General features: G+C 70.7%; 13 protein-coding genes. 10 read left to right on the top strand and 3 right to left on the bottom strand.

Annotated features, from left to right (window positions below):
• Window position 1: 1 nt before the first annotated feature.
• Window positions 2-424: an alternative ribosome rescue aminoacyl-tRNA hydrolase ArfB gene (gene arfB, locus OHA77_RS04645; RefSeq protein WP_406316361.1), complete on the bottom strand. Its 423-nt coding sequence runs from the start codon at window positions 422-424 to the stop codon at window positions 2-4.
• A gap of 168 nt (window positions 425-592) precedes the next feature.
• Between arfB and OHA77_RS04640 the strand changes: the two genes are divergently transcribed.
• From OHA77_RS04640 to OHA77_RS04615, 6 genes are all read left to right on the top strand, one after another.
• A complete protein-coding gene (locus OHA77_RS04640) occupies window positions 593-1,456 on the top strand; it encodes a hypothetical protein (RefSeq protein ID WP_406316360.1) in 864 nt (287 codons plus the stop codon).
• A gap of 69 nt (window positions 1,457-1,525) precedes the next feature.
• Entirely contained in the window at window positions 1,526-1,885 is a 360-nt protein-coding gene (locus OHA77_RS04635) for a YbaB/EbfC family nucleoid-associated protein (protein WP_406316359.1), read from the top strand.
• 139 nt (window positions 1,886-2,024) lie between these two features.
• On the top strand, window positions 2,025-2,267 hold the full coding sequence (locus tag OHA77_RS04630; RefSeq protein ID WP_406316358.1) for a hypothetical protein: 243 nt from the start codon (window positions 2,025-2,027) through the stop codon (window positions 2,265-2,267).
• A complete protein-coding gene (locus OHA77_RS04625; protein WP_406316356.1) occupies window positions 2,258-3,133 on the top strand; it encodes a hypothetical protein in 876 nt (291 codons plus the stop codon). The genes OHA77_RS04630 and OHA77_RS04625 overlap by 10 nt, the downstream gene beginning before the upstream one ends.
• Before the next feature lie 300 nt (window positions 3,134-3,433).
• Complete coding sequence (locus OHA77_RS04620; RefSeq protein ID WP_406316354.1) at window positions 3,434-4,975, top strand: alkaline phosphatase D family protein; 1,542 nt, start codon at window positions 3,434-3,436, stop codon at window positions 4,973-4,975.
• Window positions 4,976-5,015: 40 nt separating this feature from the next.
• Window positions 5,016-5,552, top strand: a complete 537-nt coding sequence (locus OHA77_RS04615; RefSeq protein WP_406316353.1) for a hypothetical protein — start codon at window positions 5,016-5,018, stop codon at window positions 5,550-5,552.
• Here the strand turns inward: OHA77_RS04615 and OHA77_RS04610 are convergent.
• Entirely contained in the window at window positions 5,527-6,987 is a 1,461-nt protein-coding gene (locus tag OHA77_RS04610) for an FG-GAP repeat protein (protein ID WP_406316351.1), read from the bottom strand. The genes OHA77_RS04615 and OHA77_RS04610 overlap by 26 nt on opposite strands.
• Before the next feature lie 95 nt (window positions 6,988-7,082).
• On the opposite strand from OHA77_RS04610, the gene OHA77_RS04605 reads away from it, so the two are divergent.
• Window positions 7,083-8,312, top strand: coding sequence for a cytochrome P450 (locus OHA77_RS04605; protein WP_326821900.1), 1,230 nt, complete (start codon window positions 7,083-7,085; stop codon window positions 8,310-8,312).
• Between the two features lie 54 nt (window positions 8,313-8,366).
• Here OHA77_RS04605 and OHA77_RS04600 read toward each other — a convergent pair whose 3' ends face one another.
• Window positions 8,367-9,794 carry an MFS transporter gene (locus OHA77_RS04600; RefSeq protein ID WP_406316349.1) on the bottom strand — a complete coding sequence of 476 codons (1,428 nt, stop codon included), beginning with the start codon at window positions 9,792-9,794 and terminating at the stop codon, window positions 8,367-8,369.
• Window positions 9,795-9,908: 114 nt separating this feature from the next.
• On the opposite strand from OHA77_RS04600, the gene OHA77_RS04595 reads away from it, so the two are divergent.
• From OHA77_RS04595 to OHA77_RS04585, 3 genes are read left to right on the top strand one after another with little or no spacing between them, the layout of a single operon-like run.
• Window positions 9,909-10,859 carry an STM4015 family protein gene (locus OHA77_RS04595; RefSeq protein ID WP_406316348.1) on the top strand — a complete coding sequence of 317 codons (951 nt, stop codon included), beginning with the start codon at window positions 9,909-9,911 and terminating at the stop codon, window positions 10,857-10,859.
• On the top strand, window positions 10,856-11,944 hold the full coding sequence (locus tag OHA77_RS04590) for an STM4014 family protein (RefSeq protein WP_406316347.1): 1,089 nt from the start codon (window positions 10,856-10,858) through the stop codon (window positions 11,942-11,944). The genes OHA77_RS04595 and OHA77_RS04590 overlap by 4 nt, the downstream gene beginning before the upstream one ends.
• Window positions 11,945-11,958: 14 nt before the next feature.
• Window positions 11,959-12,765 (top strand): STM4013/SEN3800 family hydrolase, encoded by an 807-nt coding sequence (locus tag OHA77_RS04585; protein WP_406316345.1) that lies wholly within the window; start codon window positions 11,959-11,961, stop codon window positions 12,763-12,765.
• The last annotated feature ends 51 nt before the right edge of the window (window positions 12,766-12,816 follow it).

The following is a 12,816-nucleotide window of genomic DNA, read 5'->3' as shown; positions in this document are numbered from 1 at the left end:
CTCAGTGGTCGCCCCGGCGCAGCCGCTTGAGGTCGGAGCGCTGCTTCTTGGCGGTGATGCGCCGCTCGACGGCGCCTCTGCTGGGCTTGGTCGGCCGGCGTTTCTTGGGCGGCGGCGCGATGGCCTCGCGCAGGATCTGCGCCAGGCGCATCTCGGCGGCCTCGCGGTTGCGCAACTGGGAACGGAACTCCGAGGCGGCGATCGTGATGACGCCGTTCACCAGCCGGGGGGCGAGGCGTTCCAGGGCGCGGGCCCTGAAGAACGGGTCCAGTGAGTCGGTGGCGGCCAGGTCGAAGCTGAGCTCGACCCGGCTGTCGGTGGTGTTCACCCCCTGCCCGCCGGGGCCCGAGGAACGGGAGAACCGCCAGTGGAGCTCGGCCTCGGGGACCGAGACCGAGCCGCTGATCTGAAGCGGACCGGGCATGGCGGGTGACTCCTTTTCACGGGGCGGGCGTTTTTTCACGGGGCGGGCGTTCAGCATAACTGGCCGACAAACCCAGGTATCAAGTCATTTATCCCCCATTAAAGCCATGCTGACGAGGGCAGGCTTGTGGCGCTCGGCTCCTTCCGGCACAGTGACTCGGGGCGGATCATGGAGATCCACCGGTGGGAGGCGGGGCGCGTGGGCGACATCGTCGGTGTGCACGGGATAGGCAAGTACCACTACTACCGCGAGGCGGGAAACTCGGTCGGCGGCGCCGCCGCCGCGGTGCGCGACAAGTGGGACCGTTATCTGCACAAGGGCCTGACCGGCGGCGGGCCGTACGCCAAAGAGCGCTACATCGCCGAGATCGGCTACTACGCGCACCTGCTGGGTGAGCACAAGGACGACTCCCCCCGTGCCGTGCAGAGCATGGACGCCGGAGCCCAGGAGGTCTTCGTCGCCTGGGCCAAGCAGCTCGACGCGGTGGGGGAGGGGCTGACCGGCGCGCTGCACCGGATGACCGGCTGGCTGCTGGACCGTCTGCAGGGCGACGCCGCCGAGTTCGCCCGGTTCTTCTGCCCCGAGGTCGCCGCCTACATGACCGCCGGCGGCGAGGCGCGGTCGGCGTCGCGTGCGGCGGTGGCCGAGGTGATCAGACGCAACCGGCCGAAGGTGGTGATCGCGCACTCGCTCGGCAGCGTGGTGGCCTACGAGACGCTCTGGGAGAACCCCGACCTGGAGGTGGAGCTGCTGATCACCCTCGGCAGCCCTCTCGGCATGCGCAACGTGATCTTCGAGCGTCTGCTGCCCGCCCCGGTCAACGGCTGGGGCGCGCGACCACGGCAGGTCGGCCGCTGGGTCAACATCGCCGACAAGGACGACATCGCGGCCATCCCCCCGGGGCTGCGGGCCTGCTTCACCGGGGTCGACCAGGAGGCCCTGGTCGACCTGGACTGGCTGGACTTCCACACCGTGGAGAAGTATCTGGGCTGCGGTGCGCTCAACGAGCATCTGAAGCCCTACCTGCGCTGAGCGCGGAATCCCCGGATGTCGCGCTTGATACATTAAAGATCGCCACATACGGATGCGAATGGACGGTTCGTGGGACATCCAGGATGGAGCGACGATATCGACGCCGAGCTGGCGCGCGTCGCCCGGGAGCTTGACAGCGCACGGGATCGGTTGTCGGAGGTCGAGGCACGCGCCGAAGCGGCCAAAGGGCTGGTGGTCGTGCGCGTGGGCCCGGACCACCGGGTGCGCGAACTGAAACTCGATTCGAGGGTGATGCGGCTCGGCTCTCATGAGCTGGCCGAGGCCATCACCCAAGCGGTGAACAGCGCGGTCGACGAGGTCGCCGCTCGGACGCAGGAGATCGTGGCGCCCCTCATGGACGGCCCCTCCGACATCCAGGACTCCACCCAGGAGCTGCTCAAGGAGCTGGACCAGCGCTTCGGCCTGTGAACGCACCGGATGACAGGCCCCGCGAGCACGCCACCCATGGCCCAGTAGAGATCTATCGAAGGTGTCGCACAATCACATGTACATGGATTACAGCGGAGCGGACTCCGCCTCCAGATCATTGGACGATACATCCTCGGACATGGCGGAGAAGATCGAGCGTCTGCAGGCCGAACTCGCTGGCGCCGGTCCTGTCGGCGGTGAGGATGCAGAGCTGGTCGGGTTGTTTCGGGAATTCACCGGACTGCTGGTGAAAACCGCGGGCCACACCATGACGACGTACGATTCGGCGGCCTCGGGAATGGCGGCTTCCGTGAGAAACACGCGTGACGCCGACGACGCGACCATCGCCGTGCTTCCGGGAGATGACACCTCATGGGTATAACGATCCCCCCCGAATTCGCGCACGTCGCTTCGCTGGTCGGTGCGTCGGCCGAGCTGTTCGCCTGGGACGAGGACAATCTGCGCGCGGTCGCCGACCATGTGGCCGCATTCGCCGGTGGGACCATCCCCAGTCTGGCGGATGCCGAGTCCGCCGCCCAGCGGTTCATGGACTCCACGGCGGGAGCCGCCGCCGACGCCTTCGGCGGTCACTGGACCGGTGCTGCGAGTGGCGGGGACGCCGGCGACTTCACCCGTACCGCGCTGACCGGGGCGACTGTCATGGCCGTGGCCGCCGGTGCCATCAAGATCATCAAAATGGGAGTGATCGGGCGACTGGTCTGGTGCGCCCGGAATCTCGCCGCCGCGGCTCTTCCGGGGGCCGGCGCGCTGAGAGCCGCGCAGGCGGTCGGCATGGCACGGACATCGATCAGAGCGCTCGTCGACCGGCTCCTGAAGCATTTACGGGAGCGTGTCGCCCCCGTCATCCAGCGCGCCAACGACAATTTCCGCGACATCTTGCAAGGGCCTCGCCCCGCCTTCGCCGGTGTCCCCGCTCCCAGGCGATCCCCCCTGCGAGCCGGATCCCCCACATCTCCCAAAAACAATCAAGCGTTCATGGCGAAGAAGGATGGAAAAGCCTCCGGCGGCGGATCGGGCTCGAAACCCCCTACTTCAGCGGCGGACCGCCAACGGGCAGACCAGCAAGCGGACCTTCTCGTCCGCAAAATGGACCACCAGAATTCGTTGGCTAGATCGGCCGAAGAATTTGGATTACCCAATGCCCATGTCCAGAAATTGAAAGATGCGGCGGAAGAAATCCGCCAGAAAGCCCTCGCGTTGAGGAAGATAGCCAGGGGCGAAAACTAGTAATCCAGCCACGCCGGGTGATCGGACGTCACAGCCGAGCCCGAGGGATCCCGGAAGCACGCTTGGCAGCCGGGTGGCCCCCACGCTGAAGCGCGCCGTGTCCCGGCAGATCGCCGGTGTCCGTCTGCACCCTGCCCTCGGCACGCGCAACGTGATCTTCGAGCGTCCGCTGTCCGCCCCGGGCAACGGCTGGGGCGCGCGACCACGGCAGGTCGGGCGTGTCCGCCCGTGCAACCGCTGTTCATCCCTCCTTGACACGCAGGCCACGACGGGGACAGGTGCGAGGGTTGCACTGATGGTGTGGAGCAGACGCCGTCACGCAGAGCGTTCCTGTCCGTCGCCGCCGCGGGTGCGGGCGGCCTGTTGCTCACCGGGGCCGGCTACGCCCCGGCCAGAACCCTCCGCGGCGATCCGTTCGCCCTCGGGATCGCCTCCGGCGACCCGTCCCGGGACGGGTTCGTACTCTGGACCAGGCTCGCCCTCGACCCGCTGGGCCCGGAAGGGCGGGGCGGGATGCCCGCCCGGGACATGGACGTGGAGTGGCAGGTCGCCACCGACGAGCGGTTCGCGAAGGTCGTCCGCGACGGCACCGCGACCGCGCGGTGGAAGCAGGCGCACAGCGTCCACGTCGAACCGGCGGGGCTGGAGCCCGGCCGGGAGTACTTCTACCGGTTCCGTGCCGCCGGCCGCCTGTCGCCGGTCGGCCGGACCCGCACCGCCCCGGCCGCGCCGTCCCCGCTCACCTTCGCCGTGGCCGCCTGCGCCCACTACGAGCACGGTTACTACACGGCGTACCGGAGGCTGGCCGAGCAGGACCCCGACCTGGTCGTGCACCTGGGCGACTACATGTACGAGTACGCGCCCCAGGGGTACACCGCGCTCGGCGGGAGCGTCCGCCGGCACACCGCGGGCAGGTGCGCCACCCTGGCCGACTACCGGATGCGGCACGCGCAGTACAAGAGCGACGCCGACCTGCAGGCCGCGCACGCGGTCGCGCCCTGGCTGGTCGCCTTCGACGACCACGAGATCGAGAACAACTGGGCGGCCGGCGTCTCCGGCAACGCCACCCCGGGATTCGCCCGGCGTCGGGCCCACGCCTTCCAGGCCTACTACGAGAACATGCCGCTGCGCCGGAGGAGCCTGCCCGGTGGGGCGTCGATGCGGATCCACCGCCGGGTGGACTGGGGGCCGCTGGCCCGTTTCCACCTGCTCGACACCCGCCAGTTCCGCGACGACCAGGCATGCGAGGACGGGCTCAGAGCCGGCTGCGACGACCGGCTGGCGACCGGCCGCACCCTGCTGGGAGAGGACCAGCGGCGCTGGCTGCTCGACGGGCTGGCCGCCTCCGGCGCGCGGTGGAACCTGGTCGGCCAGCAGGTCCTGATGGCCCAGCGCGACTCCCGGACCGGCCCGGGGACCGAGGTCAACATGGACTCCTGGGACGGCTACGCCGCCGAGCGCACCCGGCTGCTCACCGGTTTCCGGGACTCCGGGGTGGCCAACCCGGTCGTGCTGACCGGTGACGCGCACATGCACCACGCGGCCGATCTCCGGCTCGACTTCGACGACCCCGACTCGCCCCGGGTGGCGGTGGAGCTCGTCACCTCGTCGATAGCCAGTGACGGCGACGGATATCGGGACAGGGGCCGGATCGCCGAGACCCTCGCGGAGAACCCCCACATCTCCTATCTCGACCAGCGGCGCGGCTACATCGTCTGCCGCCTCACCCCCGAGGAGCTGCGGGCCGATTTCCGTACGCTCGACTACATCAGCCGCCGGGGCGCCTCCGCGAAAACCGGAGCCCATTTCACCATTCCGGCTGGGAGCTCTTCTTTGGCGTAATCGCGAGGAAATCCGGCTGTTTTGTTAGATGATGCGTCATATGAGTCACCTTGCCCAGAGACTCAGCGCCGCGACTCTCGTCGCTGCGCTGGGCGGCACCCTCCTCGTCCAGAGCCCCGCCCAGGCCACGGCTCTCGCCGTCGCCGCTCCCGCCACCGCGTCCACCACGGCCGCCGCCGCGGCCGCCGCTCCCTTCCGCTACGAGGTCTACTTCCCCAAATACGTCCGCCGGGGGGGATACCTCACCTACACCGTCAAGGTGCGCAACACCAAGGTCAGCGGCCAGCACTACGTGGCGCTCGTCGGGAGCTTCTCCAGCCATTTCCGCAAGATCAAAGTGATCCGCAAGCCGCGCAGCGTCAAATGCTCGGTCGACCGGCCTGCCGTGACCTGCCGGATCGCCTCCCTCGACAAGGGGGACACCACGACCGTCACGATCCGCGGGTGGGTCGGCTCGCACCGCGGCACCGCCACGGCGAAGTTCGGCGCCGTCGTCACCGACAACCCGGACGCCCGCCTGAGCGAGCTGAAGAAACACATCCGCGGCAGCGTCAAGGCGCGGTCGAGGGTCCTGTGAGCGCGTAGCCGAAGAGTGTGCCCTTGGCGGCGGTGGCGAGGATTCTGGCCGTCGTCGCCGGGCGCACGCCCGGATACGCACCCTTTCTGATGCTTCCTCGCAGCAGGGTGAGCCTGCCGTCGCCCGGGGCGGCCACCACCAGGCCCCGGCCCGCGACCGTGGCGAGCGCGGCGCCGAAGTCGCCGCTCCGGCCGGGGACCAGCGCGTTGTTCTTACCGGTGAGACCGTTGCCACCGCCGGCGAGCACCTGGACGGCGTTCTCTCCCGGCACGCCCACGGCCAGTTCGTCGTCGCCGTCGCCGTTGAGGTCACCGGCGGCCAGCGCGGCGCCGAACCGGTCGTAGTAGCGGGGTTCGCCCACGAGTGAACGCTGCGACCAGGCCTGTGCGCGGCCGCCCCCCAGCCCGCCGCGCGAGCCGTAGAGCACGTCCACGGTGCCGTCGCCGTAGTCCATCGCCCGCTGGTTGTCGGTCAGGCCCTCGCCCGGCACCCCGATCGCCAGGTCTGCGCGGCCGTCGGCGTCGAAGTCGCCCGAGGCCAGCGCCGAGCCGAAGAGGTCCCAGGCCTCGCCGAGGCCGGCGATCCCCGGGCTGTCCTGGGTGAACAGGGTCGCCTTCCTGCGGTGGACGTCGAGCACGGTGACCGAACCCTGGCCGTTCCGTTCGGGGAACGAGTCGCCGGGCGCGCCCACCGCGATCTCGGCGCGGCCGTCGCCGTCGAAGTCGCCGGCCGCCAGCACCGCCCCGAACTGGTCGGTCTCCCGTGCGCTCTGCCCGACCCAGCCGCCGTCCTGCTCGATCAGCTGTGGCCTGCGCCCCTTGAGGCCGTACACCCCGACGGCGCCCCCGCCCAGACCGGGCACGCCGATCACCAGCTCGTCGTCGCCGTCGCCGTCCAGGTCACCGGCGGCCAGCGCGGCGCCGAACCGGTCGGGGCCACGCCGGCCGCCCAGGTCCCCGGCGTCGAGCAACGCACCGGGGCGCAGGCCGTCCGCGGAGCCGTGGAAGAGCTGCACGGCGCCGTCGCCGTCGGCGCCCGGCCGGGGGCGGTCCTCGTCGGAGACGCCCACCGCCAGGTCGGCGCAGCGGTCGCCGTCGAAGTCCCCGGTCGCCAGCGCCGAACCGAACACGTCGCCGGTCTCGGCCTCGCCGGGCACGCCGGGGTCGTCCTGGGTGAGCCGCCGCTCGGTGCGCATGCCGTACAGGACGGTGACGGATCCGGCACGGGCGTGGCCGCCGACGGCGGTGTACGGCGCGGCGACCGCGAGGTCGGTGCGGCCGTCGGCGTCGAAGTCGGAGGGTGCGCCGGAGCAGGCCGCCGCGGCGGCGGGTGCGACGGGGACCGGGAAGACGGGGGCGATAGGGACCGGGAAGACGGGTACGACGGGGACCAGGAAAGGGGCGAGGACGGCGGAGGCGAGAAACGCGGCTCTCATATAAGTAATGGTTTCCGGTGATTCGGACACTCGGCCCACCAGAATGTGAAATTCAAATGGCCAGTACGAGTAAAGAACATGCCAGGATTGGGAGTATGGAAATCGACCTGGCCGACCTGGGGTTCTGGCGCTGCCCGACCAAGGAGCGGCACGAGGCGTTCGCGCGGCTGCGAGACCTGGACCGGCCGGTGTTCTTCGCGGAGAAGCGGGTGCCGCTGCTCCGCTCCGGCAAGGGGTTCTACGCGCTCGTCCGGCACACCGACGTGGTGGAGGCCAGCCGCAACGCCAAGGTGTTCTCCAGCGAGCCGGGGGTGACCAGCCCCGAGCCGCCCGGCTGGGTGAAGCACGTGTTCGGCGAGTCCATGGTCAACATGGACGATCCCCGGCACGCGCGGCTGCGCCGCATCGTCTCCCGGGCGTTCAGCCCCAAGATGCTCGCCGGCCTGCAGGGCGACATCGACGCCGCGTGCGCGCGGATCGTCGACGACGTGGTGGCGGCCGGCCCCGGCGACTTCGTCGGCCAGGTCGCCTCCCGGCTGCCCATCCATGTCATCTGCGACATGATGGGCGTCCCCGACGACGTGCGGGCCAAGGTACACGAGCACGTGGACGTCTCCACCGCCTACAGCGGCATCCGGCCCAGCCTGGCGCAGACCGTCAAAATGGCCGCCGGCAACACGCTCGCGCTGCTCGCCCTGCAGCGCCTGGTGATCAAGCTCGGCCGGGAGCGCGCCGGGGCACCCCGAGGCGACCTGGTCTCGGCGCTGGTCACCGCCAACGTCGACGGAGAGAGGCTGACCGACCGGGAGCTGGGGTCGTTCTTCGCGCTCCTGCTCGTCGCGGGCAACGAGACGGCGCGCAACACCATGGCGCACGGCATCAAGCTGCTCACCGACAACCCGGACCAGCGGCGCCTCCTGGCGGAGGACTTCGACGCGCGCATCGGTGGCGCGATCGAGGAGATGGTCCGGCACGTCTCGCCCATCATGCAGTTCCGCCGCACCGTCACCGAGGACTACGACCTGCGCGGCCTGCACCTGAAGGCCGGGGACAAGGTCGTGCTCTTCTACGGCTCGGCCAACCGGGACGAGGAGGTCTTCCCCGACCCCGACCGGTTCGACATCACCCGGGACACCAAGCCGCACGTCGGCTTCGGCGGACCAGGCCCGCACTTCTGCCTGGGCGCCAACCTCGCCCGCCAGGAGATCAGGACGATGTTCCGCGAGCTGTTCACCCGGCTGCCGGAGATCCGCTCGGTCGGCGAGCCCGAACTGCTGGTGTCCAACTTCGACAACAGCGTCCGGCGTCAGGCGTTCGCCTTCTGAAACAGCGTCCGGCGTCAGGCGTTCGCCTTCTGACGACCGGCCCCGGGCCGGTGGTCAGCGGCCCTGCTGGGGGGCCTCCACCGGACAGCCGGTCGGCGGCTCCGCGTCGGCCAGCACGTTGCAGCGGATGGCGAGGAAGGTGATCAGCGCGGCGACGGCCATCATCGCCGCGCTGATCAGCATGGTCGTGTGGAACCCGGTGGTGAAGGCGGCCGGGTTCTTGAAGGCGTCGCCGGTCAGGCCGGCCAGCGGCGGGATCGCGGCGACCGCCAGCAGCCCGCCGGTCCGGGCGACGGCGTTGTTGACGCCGCTGGCCACACCCGCGTAACGCTCCGCGGTGCCGGCGAGCACGGTCGCGGTGAGCGGCGCGACCGCCGTCGACAACCCCAGGCCGAACAGGGTCGTCGGGACCAGCACACCCACCACGTAGGAGGTGCCTTCGCCGATCCTCGCCATCAGCAGCAGCGCGGCGGCGCAGATCAGGATGCCCGCCGTCATCGGGATCCGGGGCCCGATCCGCTTGGCCAGCTCGCCCGCCCGGGGCGACAGCAGCAGCATCAGGATCGTCACCGGGATCATCGCGGACCCGGCCGTCACCGGTGAGAATCTCGCCGAGACCTGGAGTTGGACGACCAACAGGAAGAACACCACGCCCATCGCCGCGTACATGATGAACGTGACGACGTTGACCGCGGTGAACACCTTCGAGGTGAAGACCCCGACCGGCACCAGAGCGTCGGGGGAGCGCCTGATCTCCAGCCAGACGAACGCCACGCCCAGCAGGACGCCCGCCGCGACCGGGACCGGTTGCAGGGCGATCAGGCCGTAGGTGATCCCGGCCAGTGCCAGGGCGGCCAGCGCCGCGCCGAGCACGTCGAACCGGCCGGTGGCCTCGACGTCCCTGCTCTCCGGCGCGTGCCGCAGAGCCACCGCCACCACGAGCGCGGCCAGCGGAAGGTTGATCAGGAACACCCACCGCCATCCGACGGTCTCCACCAGCCACCCGCCGAGCAGCGGCCCGATCGCCGCGGCCGTCCCGCCCAGCCCCGACCACGCTCCGATCGCCTTGGGCCGGTCCTCACGGACATAGGACGCCTGGATGATGGCCAGGGATCCCGGGGTGAGCAGGGCCCCGCCCACGCCCTGGAGCGCCCGGGCCGCGATCAGCGTCTCCACGTTCGGGGCCAGCCCGCACAGCGCCGACGCCACGGCGAACCAGACCACCCCGATCAGGAAGACCTTGCGCCTGCCGTACCGGTCACCGAGCGAGCCGCCCAGCAGGATCAGACCCGCGAGAGTGAGGGTGTAGGCGTTGACGGTCCACTGCAGCCCCGCCATGTCGGCTCCGAGATCGTCGCCGAGCGCGGGGAGCGCCACGTTGACGACGGTGCCGTCCAGCAACGCGATGCCCGAACCGAGCACGGTGGTGAGCAGGACCCAGCGCCCCTGGGCTGAGCCGAGCCGGATGTGGCCGTTGTCCATAACCCTCATCATTGCCGACCGTTTCCCATAGTCCGCAGCGAAACCGTGATTCCGGAAGTGTCGGCGATCTCTGATAGGACGTGGTCTGTCATGTTTCACCGGACGGGAGCCCCGATGGACCACACCGAGTTCAATGACGATGTCGACGGTCTCTACGACGGGACCTACGCCGGGCTGCCGATCGCGGTCCCGGCCGCTGACGACGGGGAGATGCCTGCCGCGGACCAGGTGGCCTGGCGGATCTCGGAGGACGTCTACGACTCGGAAGGGACCTTCGAGGAGGAGTTCGCGCTGTTCCTGGAGAAGGTGGACAGCACCGCGGTTCGAGCGGTCATCATCGGCGGATGGGGGGAGGCCTTCGACACCGACAGTTCGAAGGTCGTCGGCCTGCTGGCCGGGAACGCCTCCCGGCTCCCGGCGCTGCGTTCCCTGTTCTTCGGCGCGATGCCGTCGGAGGAGTGCGAGATCTCCTGGATCCGGCAGGGCGACATCACCCCGCTGCTGGAGGCGTTCCCCCTGCTGGAGCGGCTGGAGGTGCGCGGCGGGTCCGGGCTCCGGCTGCGGCCGGTCCGGCATGAGCACCTCAAGGTGCTGAGGTTCGAGACGGGCGGGCTCCCCGCCGAGGTCGTCCGTGCGGTCGGTGAGTGCGCGTTCCCCGCCCTCGAACACCTGGAGCTGTGGCTGGGCGTCTCCCAGTACGGTGGCGACGCCTCGGTCTCCGACCTGGCGCCGATCCTGTCCGGGGAGAGGCTTCCCGCGCTGCGGCATCTGGGACTGCAGGACAGCGAGATCCAGGACGAGGTCGCGGCCGCCGTGGCGGCGGCACCGGTGGTGGCGCGGCTGGAGTCGCTGGCCCTGTCCATGGGAGTGCTGACCGACGAGGGCGCCGAGGCGCTGCTGTCCGGCCAGCCGCTGACCCACCTCAAGCGGTTGGACCTGCACCACCACTACCTGACCGATGAGATGGCCAAGCGTGTCGCGGACGCTCTCCCCGGTGTCGAGGTCGATCTGTCCGAGCGCGAGGAGCCCGACGAGGACTGGCGCTACGTCGCGGTCGCGGAATGACCTCCCTGACGGTCGTCGGCACGCCGGGGGAGCGGCGGGTGACCCTGTTCGCCGCCGCGTGCGCCAGGTACGGCCTGCGCGAGCCCCACCTCGTCCCGTGGACCCGCGTGCTCCGGGGCGAGGACATCCTCCTGGAGCCCGCGACCCTCGTCCGGATCGATTCCCCCGGCGAGGACGCCGAGGCCGACGCGCTGCTGCGCGGTCCGGGCGAGCCGTCCCGGGCCGGAGGCGGCGCCGCCTGGCACGCCGCCTTCACCGCCGCGACGGCCCGGATCCGCGAGGCCGCCGAGCGGACGCCCGAGGCGGTCCTGCTGGCCGATGCGGACGAGATCGCGGTGATGTTCGACAAGAGGCTCTGCCATGCCCGGCTGGCCGCGGCGGGGGTGCCCGTACCGCCCGCACTGCCCGGCCCGGTCGGCGGCTACGCCGGACTGCGCGAGCTGATGGACCGGGCCGGCTGGGGCAGGGTGTTCGTCAAGCCGGCACACGGCTCGTCGGCCTCCGGAGTCGTCGCCCTGCACGCCTCCGCGGACCGGGTCAGGGCCATGACGTCGGCGGAGCTGACCTCCGGCGGGCTGCACAACTCGCTGCGGGTGCGCTCCTACGAGGACGAGCTCGACGTGGCCGCGATCGTCGACACGCTGGCCGGGGACGGACTCCATGTGGAGCGGTGGTTCCCCAAGGCGGCCATCGGCGGGCGGGCCGTCGACCTGCGGGTGGTCGTGGTGGACGGCACGCCGACGCACGCGGTGGTCCGGTCGAGCCGCACCCCCATGACGAATCTGCACCTCGGCGGCGAGCGGGGCGATCTCGGCGAGGTCAGGGCAAGATTGGGCCCGCAGGGCTGGGAGCGGGTTCTCGACGTCTGCGCGCGGGCGGCGGCCTGCTTTCCGGGCAGCCTGGCGGTCGGCATCGACCTGATGATCGGCGTCGACTGGCGGAGTGTCGCCGTGGCCGAGGTCAACGCCTTCGGGGACCTGCTGCCCCGGCTGACCGGCTTTTCCGGCGGCGGCGCCGAGGGCCTGGACACCTACGACGCCCAGGTCAGGGCAATCGTCGCGCGCCGTACGGCGGCAGCGCGGTGAGCGCGGAACGGGACATGAACGCGATCGTGGGGAGCCACGATCTGCTGTTGGTGACGCTCGACACACTCCGCTACGACGTGGCCGACGAGCTGATCAGGGCGGGACGGCTGCCCACCCTGGCCAGGGCGCTGCCCGGTGGGCGATGGCAGCGGCGGCACAGCCCCGGAAGCTTCACCTACGCCGCGCACGCCGCGATCCTCGCCGGGTTCCTCCCGACCCCGGCCGATCCCGGACCGCATCCCCGGCTCTTCGCCGCCACGTTTCCCGGCAGCGAGACCACGGCGGACGGGACCTGGACGTTCGACGCGCCCGACCTGCCGGGCGGGCTGGCGGAGGCCGGCTATCACACGGTCTGCGTCGGGGGAGTGGGGTTCTTCAACGGCCGCACCCCCCTCGGGTCCGCGCTGCCCGGCCTGTTCGCCGAGAGCCACTGGCGGCCGGAGTTCGGCGTCACCTCGCCGACCTCGTTCGAGGCGCAGATCGCGTGCGCCGAACAGGCGGTCGCGGGGGCGGACGGACCGGTGTTCCTGTTCGTCAACGTCTCGGCGCTGCACCAGCCGAACTGGTTCCACCTGCCGGGAGCCACCCGCGAGCACGGGGACGACCGGCGCAGTCACGCCGCCGCGCTGGAGTACGTGGACCGGCACATCGGCAGGCTGTTCGCCCTGATGAGCGCCCGGCGACCGGGGTTCGCGATCGTCTGTTCCGACCACGGCACCGCCTACGGCGAAGACGGATACACCGGGCACCGGATCGGCCACGAGGTCGTCTGGACGGTGCCCTACGGAGACTTCACGATCGAACAGGGGGGATGGCGGTGACCGCGGGTCTCGGCCGGCCACGGATGCCGGAGGCAACGGACGGCGACTTGG

It is taken from the genome of Streptosporangium sp. NBC_01639 (genome assembly GCF_045209755.1).
In the GTDB taxonomy this organism is placed as follows: domain Bacteria; phylum Actinomycetota; class Actinomycetes; order Streptosporangiales; family Streptosporangiaceae; genus Streptosporangium.
The sequence above is the reverse complement of the archived record's forward strand: the minus strand, read 5'-3'. Positions and strand labels throughout refer to the sequence as shown.